Source organism: Kaistella yonginensis, from assembly GCF_030409525.1.
Classification (GTDB): domain Bacteria; phylum Bacteroidota; class Bacteroidia; order Flavobacteriales; family Weeksellaceae; genus Kaistella; species Kaistella yonginensis.
This window is the reverse complement of sequence record NZ_JAUFQB010000007.1, coordinates 88552-107426: the sequence shown is the minus strand read 5'-3', so window position 1 is coordinate 107426 and position 18875 is coordinate 88552. Positions and strand designations below refer to the sequence as shown.

At 35.0% G+C, this 18875-nt stretch carries 15 protein-coding genes and 1 pseudogene; 9 read left to right on the top strand and 7 right to left on the bottom strand.

What is annotated here, in order from left to right; translation table 11 throughout:
• Positions 1-11: 11 nt before the first annotated feature.
• Positions 12-1013, top strand: a complete 1002-nt coding sequence (locus QWY78_RS02670) for a YihY/virulence factor BrkB family protein (protein WP_290216316.1) — start codon at positions 12-14, stop codon at positions 1011-1013.
• Positions 1014-1063: 50 nt separating this feature from the next.
• On the opposite strand, the gene nhaA is transcribed toward QWY78_RS02670, so the two are convergent.
• The 3 genes and pseudogenes from nhaA to QWY78_RS02655 all read right to left on the bottom strand — a co-directional run bounded on the left by nhaA (position 1064) and on the right by QWY78_RS02655 (position 5292).
• Positions 1064-2248: a Na+/H+ antiporter NhaA gene (nhaA, locus tag QWY78_RS02665; protein ID WP_290216314.1), complete on the bottom strand. Its 1185-nt coding sequence runs from the start codon at positions 2246-2248 to the stop codon at positions 1064-1066.
• Between the two features lie 21 nt (positions 2249-2269).
• A pseudogene (locus QWY78_RS02660) lies at positions 2270-4475 on the bottom strand (RelA/SpoT family protein).
• Between the two features lie 370 nt (positions 4476-4845).
• Entirely contained in the window at positions 4846-5292 is a 447-nt protein-coding gene (locus tag QWY78_RS02655) for a hypothetical protein (protein WP_290216312.1), read from the bottom strand.
• 165 nt (positions 5293-5457) lie between these two features.
• On the opposite strand from QWY78_RS02655, the gene dacB reads away from it, so the two are divergent.
• From dacB to QWY78_RS02640, 3 genes are all read left to right on the top strand, one after another.
• Positions 5458-6831, top strand: a complete 1374-nt coding sequence (dacB, locus tag QWY78_RS02650; RefSeq protein WP_435389035.1) for a D-alanyl-D-alanine carboxypeptidase/D-alanyl-D-alanine endopeptidase — start codon at positions 5458-5460, stop codon at positions 6829-6831.
• Positions 6832-6846: 15 nt separating this feature from the next.
• Positions 6847-8013 (top strand): sensor histidine kinase, encoded by a 1167-nt coding sequence (locus QWY78_RS02645; protein WP_290216310.1) that lies wholly within the window; start codon positions 6847-6849, stop codon positions 8011-8013.
• 105 nt (positions 8014-8118) lie between these two features.
• A complete protein-coding gene (locus tag QWY78_RS02640; RefSeq protein ID WP_290216308.1) occupies positions 8119-9057 on the top strand; it encodes a hypothetical protein in 939 nt (312 codons plus the stop codon).
• Positions 9058-9145: 88 nt separating this feature from the next.
• Here the strand turns inward: QWY78_RS02640 and QWY78_RS02635 are convergent, their stop codons facing one another.
• Positions 9146-10756 (bottom strand): M1 family metallopeptidase, encoded by a 1611-nt coding sequence (locus tag QWY78_RS02635; RefSeq protein WP_290216306.1) that lies wholly within the window; start codon positions 10754-10756, stop codon positions 9146-9148.
• A gap of 115 nt (positions 10757-10871) precedes the next feature.
• On the opposite strand from QWY78_RS02635, the gene QWY78_RS02630 reads away from it, so the two are divergent.
• The 4 genes from QWY78_RS02630 (at position 10872) to QWY78_RS02615 (ending at position 13845) form a co-directional block, all read left to right on the top strand.
• Complete coding sequence (locus QWY78_RS02630; protein WP_290216303.1) at positions 10872-11897, top strand: glutaminyl-peptide cyclotransferase; 1026 nt, start codon at positions 10872-10874, stop codon at positions 11895-11897.
• Positions 11898-11901: 4 nt separating this feature from the next.
• The gene (locus QWY78_RS02625) at positions 11902-12684 is read left to right on the top strand and encodes a hypothetical protein (protein ID WP_290216301.1); all 783 of its coding nucleotides are present in this window, start codon (positions 11902-11904) and stop codon (positions 12682-12684) included.
• 107 nt (positions 12685-12791) lie between these two features.
• Positions 12792-13406 (top strand): deoxynucleoside kinase, encoded by a 615-nt coding sequence (locus QWY78_RS02620; protein WP_290216299.1) that lies wholly within the window; start codon positions 12792-12794, stop codon positions 13404-13406.
• A 91-nt stretch (positions 13407-13497) separates the two neighbouring features.
• Positions 13498-13845 carry an ArsC/Spx/MgsR family protein gene (locus QWY78_RS02615; protein WP_290216297.1) on the top strand — a complete coding sequence of 116 codons (348 nt, stop codon included), beginning with the start codon at positions 13498-13500 and terminating at the stop codon, positions 13843-13845.
• A gap of 42 nt (positions 13846-13887) precedes the next feature.
• Here the strand turns inward: QWY78_RS02615 and QWY78_RS02610 are convergent, their stop codons facing one another.
• The 3 genes from QWY78_RS02610 to QWY78_RS02600 all read right to left on the bottom strand — a co-directional run bounded on the left by QWY78_RS02610 (position 13888) and on the right by QWY78_RS02600 (position 15850).
• The gene (locus tag QWY78_RS02610) at positions 13888-14781 is read right to left on the bottom strand and encodes a TIGR01777 family oxidoreductase (RefSeq protein WP_290216295.1); all 894 of its coding nucleotides are present in this window, start codon (positions 14779-14781) and stop codon (positions 13888-13890) included.
• 9 nt (positions 14782-14790) lie between these two features.
• On the bottom strand, positions 14791-15099 hold the full coding sequence (locus QWY78_RS02605) for a DUF493 domain-containing protein (protein ID WP_290216293.1): 309 nt from the start codon (positions 15097-15099) through the stop codon (positions 14791-14793).
• A gap of 67 nt (positions 15100-15166) precedes the next feature.
• Positions 15167-15850: a DUF4197 family protein gene (locus QWY78_RS02600; protein WP_290216291.1), complete on the bottom strand. Its 684-nt coding sequence runs from the start codon at positions 15848-15850 to the stop codon at positions 15167-15169.
• A gap of 191 nt (positions 15851-16041) precedes the next feature.
• Between QWY78_RS02600 and QWY78_RS02595 the strand changes: the two genes are divergently transcribed.
• On the top strand, positions 16042-18867 hold the full coding sequence (locus QWY78_RS02595; protein WP_290216289.1) for a SusC/RagA family TonB-linked outer membrane protein: 2826 nt from the start codon (positions 16042-16044) through the stop codon (positions 18865-18867).
• Positions 18868-18875 lie beyond the last annotated feature (8 nt).

The window sequence follows — 18875 nt, the reverse complement described above, 5'->3', positions numbered from 1 at the left end:
AATATAAAATAATGGGCATCAAAACTCCGCAATTCATTATCAAAATTAGAAATTTTCTGGATGAGATTCATATTCCTTTTTTAGGAATTTCTCTTTGGAAAATGTTTGAAATTTACGGACAAGGGGTTTTTAAAATGCAAATCGGAAGAAGTGCCGCCAGTATCTCTTGGAGCTTTTTTTTAAGTTTATTTCCCTTTATATTATTTCTACTTTCATTATTGCCATATCTTCCGCATTACGATAAATTGCAGTTCTATATTTTTGAAGTTTTATTGCAAAATATTTTACCCGCAAGGATGCAAAGCGATGTTTCAGACTATATTCAGAATTTTATTATTCCAAATATGAAGAACATTTCTAATTTAACTATTGTTTTTGCAATGGTTTTTGCGGTGAATGGCACGCATTCATTAATCAACGGGTTCAATATTAATACAAACTTGCAAAGAGGAGCCGTAAAAGAATACTTGGTTGCCTTTGTAATCACAATCGCCTTTATTGTACTGATCATTGCCTCTTTATTGGGGGTGTATTATAGTGAAGTGGTGCTGAAATTATTTACTCCAGAAATTAATATTTCCTGGTTGGTTGATAATATGTCGAGGATTATCGGATTTATATCGTTTCCGATTTTCTATTTTATTTTGTTGGCGTTATTTTATTGGGTAGGATGTTTGAAGATCACCACTTTTAAACAATCTGTTCCTGGTGCTATTTTAACCACGATTTTATTTATGTTGCTTACCTATTTTTTTGCTATCTACGTGAAAAATTTTGCAAGATATAATGTTCTTTATGGCTCGATTGGCACCATTATTTTGGTCATGGTGTGGGTAAACATCAATATTATTCTTATTCTTTTAGGAAATGAATTGAACATTGCGATTAAAAAAGTAAGAGTTGATAAAATGATTGCCGAAGAAATGCTTTCAAATGATTTATTGGTTGATGCTGAATTTATTTCTAGTGCTGATGAATTTGGCGAAAGCCATCATATTACTCTGGAGAAATAAACTTTTAGATGAAAGATTACTTCTCCATTACAATACGATAATACCTCAATTTAATCTTCTAATAATTCCTTGTTTTCTTTCTTTTTTCCTACAAATTTTAATAAAGAAAAACCAGCAAAACCTGAAATAACGGATGCAATTAAGATGGCAAATTTGGCTTCATCCTGAATTTCTGCTTGTCCTTTAAAAGAAAGTAAAGCGATAAAAATAGACATGGTAAAACCAATTCCTGCCAAAAGACCGGCGCCCAACATTTGAGACCAAGAACTCTTATCAGGTAAATTACTTATTTTTAATTTAATAAATACCCAAGAAAACAAGTTGATTCCTATGATTTTACCAAATACCAACCCGAAGATAATTCCATAACCAAAGTTGCTGAAAAGATCATCTACCATCCCATCTTTGAAGGTAATGTTGGTATTGGCCAAGGCGAAAATAGGCATGATTAAAAAATTGACCGGTAGGTGTAATTTTTGCTCTAGTTTTTCTAAAGGTGAAATTTCTGTTACCGAAACATTGGTCGGCACAGTGAAGGCCAGCAAAACTCCTGCAATTGTCGCATGAATACCCGAGTGATGCATGAAATACCACAGAAATAAACCGGGTATAATATAGAAAATGTGTTTCTTAAAATTAAAGAAATTCAGCAAGATTAAAATCACCACCATCACAGCACTTAAACCTAAATAATCCCAGTGAAGTTGGTCGGTGTAGAAAATGGCAATCACCATAATCGCACCTAAATCATCAACGATGGCCAAGGCCGCTAAAAATATTTTTAATGAAAGTGGCGCGCGTTTCCCCAACATGGAGATAATCGCTAAAGAGAAAGCAATATCGGTTGCCATCGGAATCGCCCAACCGCCTGCGTAGGCAGTCCCATGGTTGAAAAAATAGTAAATTAAGCCTGGAACGACCATTCCACCTACTGCTGCAACGATGGGTAAGGAAGCAGATTTAAAGGTAGAAAGTTCGCCTTCTACAATTTCTCGCTTGATTTCTAAGCCTACGAGTAAGAAGAAAATAGCCATTAGCCCATCATTAATCCAAATGCTTAAAGGGTAATTGAGATGAAAAATCTCCGTGCCAATTTTGGTATCTAAGATGTTTTGAAAGGAAGCCGCAAAAGATGAATTCGCAACAAGGAGCGATACAAGAACACAAAGAATCAAGATGATTCCGGAGGATTGGGAACTGTGGAGAAATTTTCTAAAATAGTCAGTTATAAGCATAGATTTTATTTTGTGGTAATTTTACATTCGCTTTACACGAGATACACCGTTAATATTTTTTAGTTGTTTAAATGTTTCATCAAGCTGAATACGGTTTCTAACTTCGAGGTTAATATTTCCTAAGAAAACCCCATTATTCGATTCGATCGACATGCTTTTCATATCCATGTTCATGTTATTGCTGATGACCGCCGTAATGTCATTAATCATTCCCATGCGATCCAAGCCTTCAATTTCGATTTTTATTCTGTTTTTAAAGCTTTCTTCATTCACCCATTTTGCTGGTAAAACTCGATAATCGTATTGTGCACGGAGGTTAATCGCATTAGGGCAATTGTCATTGTGAACTTTAATTCCTTCAGAAATCGTGATAAAACCGAAAATTTTGTCACCCGGAATTACGGTACAGCATTTTGCATACGAATAAGTCATGCTTTGCTCATCTTTCCCGAAAACAATCATGTCGAGATTTGTTTCTGGCGTTTCGGAAAATGCTACGTTTTTAGTAGGAGACTTTCGGAATCGCTGCATGATATTGCTGAAAATCCCTTTTCCCTCCGTATATTTTTTAATGTCGCCAATATCTAAATCACCATTTTGAAATTTCAGAAATAATTCCTGCGAGCTTTTTAACTCAAAAAATTTCTGCATTTTATTCAGTTCCTCATCATTGAAATTGAGTTTCGCATGACGCATCTTCCGTTGTAAAATTTCTTTACCTTCCTCAACCAAACTGTTTTTTTTCGGAATTAAGGATGGCTTTAATTTTCGATTTTGCTTTAGAAGTAACAACGAAGTCTAACCAGTCAACTTTGGGTTTTTGATTCTGCGACGACAGTATATCAACCTGATCACCATTTAATAAAACATAGGAAATTGGCACCAATTTTCCGTTTACTTTTGCACCTAGACATTTTGTACCCAAATCAGAGTGTACTGAAAAAGCAAAATCCAACGCGGTAGAGCCGATTGGTAAAATTTTTATTTCACCTCGTGGCGTAAAAACAAAAACTTCTTTGGAGTATAAATTAAGTTTAATATCATCTAAAAGTTCTGTTGTAGAAAGTGATTCTTGGTTTTCTAAAACTTCCCGAATTTCGGTTACCCACCGTTCAAAGTTTTTTTCATCAGAACTTTGGCGAAATCCTTCTTTATATTTATAATGAGCCGCAACCCCTTTTTCAGCAATATCGTCCATTCTTTCGGATCGGATCTGCACTTCAATCCACTTTTTGTCTGGACCTAAAATGGTGAGATGCAAACTTTCATACCCTGTAGAACGAGGTTGCGAAATCCAGTCGCGCATTCGCTGAGGATTACTGTGGTACAGGTCTGTAACAATCGAATAGATTTTCCAAGCTAGGAATTTTTCGTTCTTCGCGTCGGATTTATAAATAATTCGGATGGCGTAGTTATCAAAAACTTCATCGAAAGCTACACCCTGTTTGAGCATTTTCCGATAAATGGAAGAAATCGCTTTTGCCCGACCTTTAATAGAAACATTTAGGTTTTCGTCTTCTAACTGTTCGAAAACTTCTTTTCTGAATTCTTCAATGTATTTTTCACGACTTTCCTTGGCAAGTTCTAATTTCTGTGAAATATCAATGTACACTTCAGGATTATTAAACTTTAAAGAAAGATCTTCTAATTCTGATTTGATATTGTACAAACCCAGTCTGTGTGCAAGCGGTGCGTAAATATACACCGTTTCAGAAGCTATTTTTTTCTGTTTTTCCGGCGTCATGCTTTCCAGCGTTCGCATATTGTGAAGCCGATCGGCAATTTTAATTAAAATAACGCGGAAATCTTCGGAAAGGGTCAGCAAAAGTTTACGGTAATTCTCTGACTGTATCGATATGTTTTGATGGTTCATGACCGAAATCTTGGTCAGTCCATTCACAATATCTGCTATTTTTTTTCCAAATATTTTTTTTAGATCCTCGTAAGTGTAGTCAGAATCTTCGATAACATCGTGAAGCAGGGCACACGCAATGGATGTTGCGCCCAACCCAATTTCGTTGGCCACAATTTTTGCCACCTCAATCGGATGATAAATATAAGGTTCGCCAGTTTTTCTGCGCTGATCTTTATGCGCATCTAAGGCGATATCAAAAGCTTTTCTAATAAGCTTATTTTGCTCCTCATCTAAATTGCGATAGGTGTTCGTAATTAAGTCTTTGTATCGGGCGAGTATTTCTTTGTTTTCCTGTTCTAAATCGTAAACCATTTGTGTAAGCCAATTAGGACACGAAAATATGAAAAAAAAGTGCAATATTGGGGATAAAACAAAAAAAATATAAGGAATAACTTAGAGTTTTTGCAGCTGGGATTATTATTTTAAGAACTAATAATAAAGTTGTTAATTTAATAAACTTTCCGTTTTAACGGTTTTCCAGCAGACGGTTTCGAGGATCAATTTAAATCTTAAAGTTTAAAAACTATATGTTTTGTACGATTAAAATGTTAAATAGTGAACCTTTCGTTTCCAATGGCAAAAAACGACGAAACAAATCGAAGAGAATTAATCCTCTCAAAAAAATGAATTTTAATTAGAAAATTATTCTAAAAAACCTTTCCTGAAAGTTGAAACGGAATTATTACTCTGGCTTAGAATTACCAAAGGTAACCTCGGAATTAATGCCGGTCGATTGGCCGCGGTAATTAATGCCAGGTGAATTATAAATCTCAGCTCTGGCACGCAGGGCAACTATTTTTTTTAAATATTCCAATGATTGTGAGGCGCGAAATTTTATATTTTCAAAATAATTTTGATGAATACATTTGTTTTTGGAGAATACCTCTTTAATTTTTTCAATTTCACCAGGATCTTTAACTTTTACGCTAACCACTAAACTATCATCTTCTAGTTGGGTTTTATCTTTAAAAAAAGACTGCCAAACCGAGGTTTTTATATCCTTATTAATTTTTTCATCATGCATGTATAAGATGTAATCTTCATTTAGAATACCTGCATTTTCTAAGTCTTGGCCAATCGTGCTAGACTGATTTTGGCTTTGAAATAAGCCAGTGATTATTGATGCCATGGTTAATTATTTTAAATTTATAATACAAAGTTTACGAAAATTTTGTCAAATATGCAAGCGAAATTCATTCTTATTGTCTATTCATTAAAATAGCAATCTTCTAATGTTCTTTATTTTACCCCATAAAAAATTATATTTCTTTATATTTGAAATCAAAATATTCTTATGATGAAATTAATTCCATTTATACTGCTTATATCGCAAACTTATTTCACCCAAAATATTGCCCAAAATTTAGAGAGTACGACCAAGAAACTGTTAAGCTCTGCACCTGCCTACGCTGCAAATTTATCGATTTATGTCGCGGATGAAAATGGCAACCTCATCTATGAAATGAATGGCAACAAAGGTCTTTCTAGTGCTTCTACGCAAAAGATTTTTTCTGCTGCCGCAGCTTTAGAAACATTAGGTAAGGACTATCAATATGTGACTTCCGCCTATTATTCCGGCACTTTATCTTCTGGTTCTTTATCGGGTAATCTGTATATAACCTCGACCGGTGATCCCACTTTGGGAAGTTGGCGATATGACGGCTATAAACCTGAAAACTTTAAACAGAAATTAATTCAGTCTTTAAAAGAAAAAGGAATTTCTACCATCAATGGCGACTTAATTATCGATGATTCTTATTTTGATTTTCAAACCATTCCCGGAGGATGGCCTTGGAATGATCTCGGGAACTATTACGGAGCCGGAGTTTGGGGCGTAAACTGGCGCGAAAATCAGTTCGATATGCAACTGGTTGGTGGCGAAATTAAAAAAGTAAATGTAGAATTACCACAGGTAAGATGGGTGAATGAGGTTACAACGGGCGGAAGCGCTGATCAAAGCCTTATTTTTACTTCACCCCATTCTGAGGTCGCCTATATTAACGGAAAATTGCCAGCCAAATCGATAACTGTTTCGGGTTCTACACCAAATCCACCGTTAACTTTGGGAGTGGAAATTCAAAAGTGGTTGGAAGAATCGGGCATCGAATTCCAGGGGAAAATAACCTCTACGTCACAGCAAAAAATCGCGGGTGAAAATAAATTAATCATTCCGAAAAATAATCTTTTATTGGAGTATAAATCGCCGACTTTGGATAAAATAATCTTTTGGTTTATGCGAAAAAGCGTGAATTTTTATGGAGAAACTTTAATTAAAACCTTGGGTAAAGAAAAGAAAAATGAAGGGAGTTTTGAAGCCGGTATTTCTTATTTAAAAGAATTTTGGAAAGGCAAAGGAATTCATTCTTCGATGATCAACTTTGCTGATGGAAGCGGACTTTCTCCCCAAAATTATGTTTCCGCCAAAGCAGAAGTCCAGGCACTGTTGTGGAGTAAAAAGCAACCGTGGTTTAATGAATTTTTTGAGGGTTTCCCCACCCAAGGAAATGGTATGAAAATGAAAAGTGGAACCATGAAAGATACCAAATCTTTTGCAGGCTACCATAGCGCGAAAAATGGAAAAAAATATGTTTTTGCCATCATTGTTAATAATTACCAAGGCGGTAATATCAGTGATGCACTTTACCAAGTGCTGAACATTTTAAAATAGTTGTATTTTCGTACGATGAAGAAAAGAGGAATTTTTTCAAAACTTAACAATTGGATTATCTATATCTTGCTCACCTCTGCAATTGCTGGAGTCGTGGTTGCCTCGGTGATTCTAATCGATTATTTGCGTAAAGAGGAAATTAAAAGGATTGAACTTTTTGCGACGACTATAAAATATCAGCAAAACGAAATCATCGAAGATCCGATGACTTTAGATTTGATTTTACGAATCAATGAATCAAACAATACCATTCCCGTTATTGTAACCGACAAGAATAAAAAGCCACTAGGGTTAGACTTCCAAAGAAATATACCGGAAACCATTCAAAATAATCCCAAGAAAATGCAAGATTTAGTCAATAAAATGGCGGGATCCTATAAACCTATTGAATTGCAAATGCCCGATGGAAATAACCAATATGTTTACTATACCAACTCGGATTTATTGAATAATTTAAGGTATTCTCCTTACATTTTAGGCAGTCTTATTTTGGCGTATATTTTCTTTTCATTTTGGTTTCTTAGAACCATTAAAAAAACAGATGAAGGCTACGTGTGGGCTGGTCTGGCGAAAGAAACAGCCCATCAAATCGGAACACCACTATCTTCGATGATTGGATGGATCGAGATTCTAAGGATGGAAAATGAAAATAGCGACGGGGTAAAAGAAATTGAAAATGATATTAATCGACTTAAAACAATTTCTGAACGATTTTCTAAAATTGGATCTGTTCCGGAATTGAATGATCTTAATATTAATGAAACAATACAACAAAATTACGACTATTTGAAATCCAGAATTTCGAAAAAGGTCAATTTTATGCTCATCTTACCCAAAGAGCAATTGCTCATTCCGCACAGCAGAATCCTGCTAAGTTGGGTAATAGAAAATATCGTAAAAAATGCGGTTGATTCTATGAAAGGCGAGGGCAGGCTTGAAATAGAACTCTACGAAAAAAACAAAAATATCGTCATTGATTTCAAAGATTCCGGCTCGGGAATGTCCCGAAGTCAGGCAGGAAATGCTTTTAAAGCAGGTTATTCTACAAAGAAAAGAGGTTGGGGATTGGGCTTGTCGCTAGCAAAAAGAGTGGTTAAAGAATACCATCGAGGCGATATAAAAATAGCACATACTGAAATTGGGGTAGGAACCACTTTTAGAATTACCATGAAAAATTCTTAGGGCTCCATAAGATTTTTATTTTTTTAAAAATAGGGTTAAAAGACGGTGGTTTTTTCTGATTAATTTACATAATTTCGTAGCTAAGTATATTAAAACGAATTAATTATGAAAAAGTTTATACTTCTTTTTTTCCTTTTAAGTTCATTTTTCGCTAATTCTCAAATTTTCGATTTATTAAAAGACAAGGTAAAAGATAAAGCCACTCATCTGGTAGGAGACAAAGTAATAGACGCAATAACTACGGAAGCGATTACCACTAATTTTAAAGATTGCAATAAAGTCGATGTTAAAAATCCCGACTTTGGGGTCAATGAAAAATATACCAATCTGTGCAATGCCACTTTTTCTGCCACGGATGGATATGCTTTAAAACCTGGATTTTATACCATAGAACTGAAAAGCTTTTGTATGCATGCCGGAACGTATGCACCAAGCAAAGGAGACGGTTATTTGTATGCACCATTGAAAGGTCAGAAAAAAGACCTCATCAGTTCACTAATTAAAAATTGGTACACCAATCAAGATATTCCGCAACAAACCGTGCAGGCATTAGTTTGGGGAATTATCGCAAAATCTAGTTTTAAAAATATGAGCCCAGATATGCAGTTGGCAGCCACCCGCCTTTTAAGTAAAAACGAATTGCTTTCATTATCTAAAATGGGTTTAGACTTCGTTCCGCCAAGTGTGATGTCTAAAGCCAAAAGAAATTTGCCACCTGCTGTGCAAACGGTATTAGAAGCGGAAAATAAAATTAGAAATTTCTTCAGCTCCTCTTCATCCAGTTATGCAGAATTGGAGCGATTGGCCTTACTTGGCGGCGTAAATCCGGTAACATCTGAAATTTCATACGGAAGCTGGGGTTTGCACCCCAAAGGATACTGGACTTCTTATCAACCTCATGGTTACAAGCAAATGACGGTGCGGATTTACGTCCCAAGTTCTCTAAATTTTGTTAATTATATCCCTTCTGATGATGTTGCGGTGCCTGCAAATACAGGAAGTCAGCGGCTGAAAGTTTCAGATATTTTATATTGTAACAATTAAAAATCTTAAAAGAGAAAGAAAATTGCCGTTCATAAAAAGAGCGGCATTTTTTGTGGTATTTACGTCGGTAAGTTATCTTTTAAAGTTATTACTTTGCCGAATAATTAATATAATAATTGGAGTCAAATCGAACCAGACCAGCAGCAGATAATTTTATGGTTTGCCAATTCTGGGTGGGACTAATCTCTTGATTATCATTAATTCTAATTGGTAATTTTAAATTTTTTACCGTGTTCGTATATCGGTATTTGAGTTCATTTCCGTTCTGTGAATATTCTAAAGTTGGAATTGGTGTGGTTCTTAAATATTGATCAAAAACCGTAGAGAAATCAATGCCAGATTTTTCAGAAATATAATCTTCAACCTGTTTTGTAGTCACTGTTTGATGGTAAAAATCAGCGTTCAGGCCTCGCAATATTTGTCTGAACTTTTCATCATTATTGATGACCTGTCGAATAGTATGAATCATATTTGAACCTTTATAATACATATCGCTGCTCCCTGATTTCCCTAAGCCATAAGGCCCGATAATCGGTTTGTCATTGGCAATGTTTCTTCGGATCCCAACTACGTATTTTTCCGCCGACACTTTATCCATATACTGTTCTACAAATAATGTTTCAGAATAGTTGGTAAATCCTTCGTGAATCCACATATCCGCTTTGTCTTTGGCGGTGATGTTGTTGGCAAACCATTCATGCCCACTTTCATGTACGATGATGAAATCCCAATTTAAACCGACACCTGTTCCAGATAAATCACGACCCAAATACCCATTTTCATAATTATTTCCGTAAGCAACCGAACTTTGATGTTCCATTCCAAGATAAGGACTTTCTACCAATTTATAGGAATCTTCATAAAAAGGATAAGGACCAAACCAATATTCAAAAGCTTTCATCATGGGTTTTACTTGTTGAAATTGCTTTTTGGCTTTATCTAAATTATAATCTAAGACCCAATAATCTAAATCAAGCGGTCCTTTCTCACCTGAATAGGTTTCTTTAAAATTTACATATTTCCCAACATTAGGCACAATAGAGTACAGGTTAATAGGATTCTTTACCTCCCAAGTGTAGGTGCTTTTGTCTTTTTCCGTGGTTTTTGCAATCAATTTACCATTTCCAACACCGACCAAATCTTTAGGAGTAATAATTTTCATAATCATCCCATGATCCGGCTCGTCACTCCACAAATCTTTTGTAGGCAACCAAACCGAAGTGCCAATTCCTTCTTGAGCAACTGACATCCAGGGATTTCCCATATCATCTTTTTTGAAAACCCAACCACCGTCCCACGGCGCATTCTTAGCTACAATTGGATGCCCAAAAAATTGAAGGGTAAAGGTGTGAATTTCTCCTTTTTTGTAGGCTTTTTTCGTTTCAATGAAGATAAAATCACCTTCTCTTCTGGAAGCACATAGTTTCTCATCAGTAGCAATAATTTTATAATTCATGGGTTGCTGCAGATCAATTTGAAATACCGGGTTGGTTACATCTTTTGTAATTTCAAATGTAATTTTGTTTTGTCCAGAAACCGATTGGTCTACAAATTTGGGTTCCACTGTAATTTCATACTTCTTTACATCCCAGAAATTTCGAAATTCGGTATTAGAACCTTTCAAGGTATCTTGTTTCGTAAATTCTTGAGCAGATATAAGTCCCGAAACGAAAGTAAGTAGAGCAAGTGTTTTTTTCATTTTAAAATCAATAAGAAAACAAATATAATTATTATTTTGTTGGATAATTTTTTCATTTCATAATTCGCTCGCTAGGTGTTATTAAATTTCAGTATTTTTGAAAAAATTTTATTTAATGAAAATTAGACTGCTCTGCACCGTTTTTGCCCTTGTTTTTCTTAGTTCTTGTAATAAAGATAAAGAAATACTCAACACTTTAAATGACTATAACCTTTCGATGGAAAGCAAAGGATATCATTTTGGTGATGTACTGGAGCTGCCAAAAGAAGTTACTGAAAATGCAGAATCCATTTCCATTAGTTTCGGTGACAAGGAAACCTCGAAACTCGTGGTCGATCCTGCATTCTTTACTTTAGGCGACAATCCTGTTACGTTTAACATTACCAAAAAGGGAGGTGAAGTATTAAACCAAGATGCTACAATTAATGTTTTTGCCAAAAATCCAGAAGCGAATTTAACCTATGAAATCATTAAAGAATATCCGCACGATTCCAAAAGTTTTACCCAAGGTTTTCTATTGGAGGGCAACACCATTTATGAGTCAGACGGGCAAATGGGAGAATCCCGAATTTGGAAATATACTTTAGGAAATACCACGCCGATTGCAGAAACAAAACAAGGAAATGATGTGTTTTCTGAAGGCTGTGCAATTGTTGGCGACAAAATTTATCAATTAACATGGCGAAATAAAATAGGATTTGTTTACGATAAAAATTCTTTAAAATTAGTTAGCGAATTTCCTTATCCTAACGTGATGGGCGAGGGTTGGGGTTTAACTTATGATGGGAAAAATCTGATTGCCTCAGACGGAACCAAAAATATTTATTTCCTGAATTCTTCTGATCCTTCTAAAATGGTTCGTTATATTTCAGTTGCAGGTCATACAGAAGCTTTCGATCAACTGAATGAGCTGGAATATCACAAAGGATTTATTTATGCAAATGTGTGGCAGAAGCCAATTATTCTCAAAATTAATCCCGCGAATGGTGAAGTTGTGGGTAAATTTGATTTCACTGAAATTGCAAAAATTAATACCAAGGATGAAACCAATGATGTGTTAAATGGCATCGCCTTCAAAGGTGATAATATGTTGGTTACCGGGAAGCTATGGTCTAAAATTTATGAGATTTCGGTAAAATAATTAAATGCTGAACATTGCTAAAACGATCTGCTTATTTTTATTTTGTTCACTCGCTGCACAGAAAACACTCACGTTTGATACTTTTAGGTTAGAAACCTCTAAAGATCTTTTCGTAGATGATTACGGCAATATCTATCTCTATCAAAACAAAGATTTTAGTTTTATAAAATTTGATTCGCTTGGCAAACAGCAAGCGAAATTGATGTTAACCTTGCCCTTTCGTATTCAATCCGTACAAAATCCTTTAAATATTCCCTCGTTCTCAGAAAATGCTCAAGAATTAAAGTTTTTTGATCAAAATTTAAACGAAATTCAAACCCTCAATTTCCGACAGAAATTTGGTTTTATCAGCGCTGCATATGTTGAAGATTTACAACAAGCCTGGGTGTTGGATGAAAGCACAAAACGCTTAATCCAATATAATTTTCGAGACGATCGCGCAGTTCATTCTTTTACGATGAAGATCAATTTTGAAAATATTAGAGATTTTTTGGTTTTTGAAAAGAAGGTTTATATTTTATATGATGACCACTTGTTGGTTTATAATTTTAAATCAGAGAAAATTTTAGAATTTGCAACTCAGGACGCCCGAAAACTTCGTCGTGAAAATAATGAAATACTTATTATTTCTAAAAGCACCATCCGTAAAATCGAGCAACAAACTTTAAAAACAATTTTTACAGCTGAAAATTCACAAATTGTGGATAAAAACTCTGCTACTTATTTTGTTATCAAAGAGAACAAACTTTATCTTTACCCCATCGAGAAAGAGGTCGAAATTAAATAACAATTATTCTTTTAGTTGAATTATTAACTAATAATAAAAGTTGATTATTAATTTAATTCACCAACTTTTCGATAATAAATTACTGATTCATTAAATAAAATTTAGAAATGCATATTGCGGTTACAGGAAATATTGGCGCAGGAAAAACCACTTTGACGACCATGTTGTCAAAGCATTACGGTTGGGAAGCGCAGTTTGAAGATGTAGATCATAATCCCTACTTAGAGGATTTCTATGCCGATATGAGCAAATGGAGTTTTGCACTGCAAATATATTTCTTGGGAAGCAGATTTCGCCAAGTTAAAGAAATTCGCGACAGTGGTAAAAACATTATTCAAGACCGCACAATCTATGAAGATGCCCATATTTTTGCAGAAAATCTAAATGATATGGATTTGTTGAGTGATCGTGATTTCAAGAATTATTCTTCTGTTTTTAATTTAATGAAGAGTTTTGTTTCGGCACCAGATTTGTTAATTTATTTAAAGTCAGATGTTCCAAATTTGGTCAAGAAAATTTACAAACGAGGGCGTGATTATGAAGCTTCAATTTCAATAGAGTATCTATCGAAACTCAACCAGAAATATGAAAGCTGGATTTCTGAATATCAAGAAGGTAAATTATTAATTATCGAAGTTGATGATTTAGACTTTGTCGAAAGACCGGAGGATTTCGGCTTAATTCTTGAACGAATTGAAACTGAATTGCACGGATTATTTTAAAACTCCTTTGATATAAATCGACGAAGAATAAATAATCTGATTTTTTTGAACCTATCCAAATGGTAGGGCCAATCTTTTAAATCCCAAAAAAATGATTAAAATTCTTCATAATAATTCCTGTTCGAAAAGTCGAGGTATTCTAGAATATCTCGATGAAAATGGGGTTGCTTTTGAAATTATCGATATTATAAATGAACCTTTAAGCGAGCTGGAACTTCGAACAGTTTTGAAAAAACTCCATTGTTCTGTCCAAGATTTAGTAAGAACGAACGACAAAATTTACAAAGAGCAATTTCGCGATCAAAATCTAAGCGATGACGATTTAATTCAAATCCTGTTGCAACATCCAGATTTAATCCAAAGACCAATCATTATTAAAGGTTCTGTGGCAATGATTGGCCGACCATTAGAAAATGTAAAATTCTTTATTGAAAAATGATCGTTGTAAATGAAATAGTCTTAGAGATTTTTAAAATTTATTTTAAATCAGATCATCAAATGCGTCCTTAAGATGTGCATATTTAAAATCAAATCCCAGCGATTTGATTTTTTTATTGTCTGCGCGGGTACCTTCCAAAATGATTGAGCTCATTTCACCAAAAACCGATTTCATTACAAACGCAGGAACATTAAAAGGTAGAAAAAATTTCCGAGAAACTTTGGCAAGCTTTTTCATAAAATCTTTATTCGTAGGAATTTCGTCAGCCACTGCGTTATATTTTCCCGTAATTTCTACATTTTCAACCGCAGCCACGTAAAGATTAACCAAGTCGTCTATATGAATCCAATTCATCCATTGTTTACCTGAACCCACCGCAGAAGCAATGTTCAAATCGACGGTTTTTTTCAACATGGGAAAAGCGCCTCCTGATTTTGCCAGAACTACTGCTGTTCTTAAACAAACAACCCGGTCTGCTATCGTAGAAAACTGATCTGCAGCAGCTTCCCAGTCCTCGCAAAGTTTTGCCAAAAAGTCGTGTTGTAAAATCCCGGATTCTTCGGTTAAAATTTGATCAGAGGTAAATGTTCCGTAATAATTAATTCCCGAGGCAGAGAGGAACGATTTTAAGTGAATATTTTTCTTTACACAATATTTATAGAGTAAATTTGCAGAATCAATTCTACTAGAGAGCATTTCTTTTTTGTACTCTTCGGTCCATCTTTCACTGATATTTGCCCCTGCTAAATGAATGATGCAGTCTAAATTTTCAAACGCCTTTTCATCGATTTCTTTTTCAATGATATTCCAATAGAATTCATTTTCTTCTTCAGTTTTTGAGCGGGTTAAAATCCTTACCTGATGCTGCTTTTCTGTAAGTTTCGCAACCAAATTGCGGCCGACCACCCCTGTTCCACCGGTGATTAAAATATTCATACTGTAGATTTATAAAGACATTACGCCTTCGATTTCGCCCACTTTTTTATAGACCGAGATGACCTGTTCGGCATCGAGTACAAAAGCAGTAATACTCAGCGAGGTATACTTCGCATTTTTACTGTCTCTTGTTTTGAGTGTGAATTGCATATCATCAAAAACACGATAAATTTCTGTAATTTTTTTCTCTTCATTTAAAACAATGAATTTGAATTGGTAATCCTCGGGAAAGTTGTGGGTCGCCTCAAGTTTCTCTTTTAGAGAAGCGTAGAAATGATCAGGATTATTTGGGTCGCCCAAGTTACAACTGTTTGACATATTGTGATGGTTTATAGTTAAAAAAGTCTGGCTTACACCAGACTTCAAAGATAGTTAAAATATATTTTTATCTGGCTCCGGTAAGTGAATTAAGAATTGTGGTTGAGTTTTGCTGTTCGTGGTTTTCAATAATATTAAAAAGACCATTCACCATCTGCTGAGCGGCTAATTTACTAATGGCATTGGTGGCTAGATTATTGGAGTTTTGTCCGCCAAAAATACTTCCCAGGACATTTGTTCCTGATAATGCTGAATTTAAAGATTGTACCAATCCAAACTCATTCAGTTTTGCATCAACTTTCGGTGCAATCGCATCCATTAGTTGGGCTGAGGTTCGTTCTTTTAATATTTGTGTAGCTACGCCACTACCGCCTTGTACGATTCTTGCCGCATCTTCTGCGGTTAAAGAATTCACCGCATTTGTTAAAATGGGTCTCGAGGTATCAACCGTGAAGGCTGCAGCCCTAGCAATATATTCTTTTTCTTTTTGAACCAAATTTTTTAAACCAAATTTTTCTAAAGTTGAATTTATTTCTCTTAATTGTTGAGGTAAGGCCGCATCAATTAATTGATTTGCCATGAAACTGTCCTTATCACTGAAAATGTTTAAACCTTTTGTGATTCCACCTAATAAAATTTGTTTTAATACGGCTAAACCCACACTAGATGTAGCAAGTGCGACGCAAGATTGGGCAGTTGTTCCGATTGTCGTGATGGCCATGGCTGCGACTAAAATGGTGTTTTTTCTCATTGTTTTAAGTGTTTGTTTAATTTAATTATTGTTTTGCTGTCAAATAACACGCCATAAATTTAAATATATTTTAACATTACTTTAAATAAATTTATATTATTCTTAACATTGTTGTTGAAAAATAATTACATTTGATTATTAAAAGATCAGGTAATATTTTTTAGAAAACAGCAAAAGATAAAAATCTATATATGAAAAATCGCAATTTGAAGTACCCTTGCTTAATCGCTGCATTATACTTCGGTATCAATGTCAGTGCGCAGGAAACTCGAAAAGACACCGCAACCAAAGAGACACAAATCGAGGAAGTGGTGGTAATCGGATATGGAACCGCGAAGAAAAGAGACCTTACCGGTTCAATTGTTAAAGTAAAAGGTGAGGAGGTAAATGATAAACCTGCCTCTAACCCGATTAACTCTTTACAAGGTAAAGTCGCCGGACTTTCAATTGTGAATTCTGGGCAACCAGGTTCACAAGCAGACGTTAGAATTAGAGGAACCGTTACCATTGGTCAAACACAACCTGTTTATATTGTAGATGGTGTTTTTGCTTCTAATATTGATTTTTTAAATCCCGCAGATATCGAGTCGATAGAAGTGTTGAAAGATCCATCTTCGTTAGCGATTTTTGGTAGTAGAGGGGCCAACGGAGCAATTATTGTAACTACGAAAAGAGGGAAAAGTGGGAGGACTTCGGTTAACTTAACTTCATCTCTAGGGGTAAAATCTTTGGATAATAAACCCGATATTACCAATGGAGAACAATTCCGAACATTATATAATGAGGATTTGGCATATCAAGGGCTTCCTGCCTATAGTAAATTTGGACTATTTAATGCGGATACCAATTGGTTAAATGAAATTAGCAAAAAAAATGGAATCCTCAGCCAACATAATGTGACAATTTCAAATGGTAGTGAAAAAAACAGAGTGAGTTTCTCCTTTGGCTATCAGACAGAAGAGGGTTCCATTAAGTATGAGGATTATTCTCGTTTAACCATGAAATTTAATGATGATCTTAAAATTACCGATCATCTGAGAGCAGGTTTTGGGATGACAAGCTCATACGGAAAACTGCCACAACTAAGAGGGTTTGGTGGTGCATTAAATGCGACACCTGTCGTTTCTCCTATCAATATGGTTGCTGGCGATTTTTATGGTCTTTATAATTCTTTGCCTCAAGATATTGGTGCAGCACAGATCGGGAATCCTTTGGCATTAGTAGAAGGTTTTAAGAATACCCAAATTAACAGAAATTTACAATTCAATCCTAATATGTATATTGAATTTGATTTTTTTAAAAACTTTACCTTCCGGTCTAGTTATTTTGTGAATTATTCCACAAATAATGGCCGTGGCTATACTCCAATATTTAATATTTATATTCCTGAAACCAATACTGCCGCATTTTATTCGGGAAATTCTCGAACCAGCGTAAGTCAGTTTGAAAATAGAAATATAGAGTTTCAACAAAATCAATTGTTGACCTACAAGAATAAATTTGGGTTACATGACTTAACTGTTATGGTTGGATTCGAAACTTCGAATTTAGATTTTAACTCAATGTCTGGAGGTGCTAAAGCGAAAATTGGTGGAGCATTAGGACAAATACCTAATAACCCTCGCTTCTGGTATCTTGATAATGATTTTATTGATGATACTACCAAAACAGTAAATACGGCTCAATTTGGAAAAAGATCAACCGGATATTTAGGAAGGGTACTCTATAATTACGCCAATAAATATATTTTAAATGCGTCCTTAAGAAGAGATGGCTCTTCTGTACTGTCGCCAGGAAATCGATTCGATACCTTTTGGGCTGTTGGTGGAGCTTGGGATGTTTCAAAAGAGAGCTTCATGAATAATGTAAGTTTCATTAATACCTTAAAATTGAAAGGTTCTTATGGGGACTTAGGAAATCAAAATGCGATTTATAATTATTTTGGCTATCCTTATTATGTTGCAGGAGCTACAGGAATATTTGGTGGTGGTGCATATCCTGCATTAGAGCCCGCTTTTGTGGTTAATCCTGACTTAAAATGGGAGCATTTAAAATCGTACGAATTTGGTATAGAAGCTTCGGTGCTAAAAAGAAGACTTTCTTTGGAAGCAACCTATTATAACAAAAAAACCGACGGTTTACTCGATAGAGTGAATGGCATTAATAGTTTCTATTTAAATTCGGGTGCAATTGAAGCCAAAGGTTTTGAGTTTACTGCTGGCTGGAACGACCGGATTGCTGAAAACTTCACCTACTATTTTAATGGTAATTTAACAACCACTAAAACTCTTGTTAATCAAACATTAGAAGATGGTTACATCGGATATTATGGTTCCTCAATTTATCAACAAGGTTCACCAATTGGTTCTTTCTTTGGATATGAAGTTGAAGGAATATTTCAATCGTATGCTGATATTCTAGGACATGCTGCATCTACGATTGGAGATGTTGCTCCTGGAGATTTTAAATACAGAGACATCAATGGTGATGGGAAGATTTCTGCAGCGGATAGAACAGTAATTGGAAATCCAACACCAGACTTTACCTACGGGTTTAGTTTAGGTGGGGACTATAAAGGTTGGTTCCTCAATGCAGATTTCTATGGGGTTTACGGGAATGAAGTCTTTAGAAGTTGGGGGAACGGAAACACGTTCGCACCATTTAACTATAGAGAAGAAAGAATGGATCGTTGGACCGGAGCAGGAACATCCAACTGGGAACCAAGAAGTTTCTCTGGGTCTGGATACAATCAACAAGCATCAACTTACATGATCGAAGATGGTAGTTTCTTTAGAATTAGAAATGTTCAAATGGGATATAATTTTAATCGTGATCTAATTTCAGGTTTAAAATTAACCGCTTTGAAATTATATGTTAATGTACAAAACTTAAAAACTTGGGATCATGTAAATGGTTTCACCCCAGAAGGTGGTGGAGGTGCGGTACAGTTCGGCTATAATGGCAGTGGCTATCCTAATCCAAGAATATCAAGTGTTGGAATTAATGCAACTTTTTAAAAATTAAA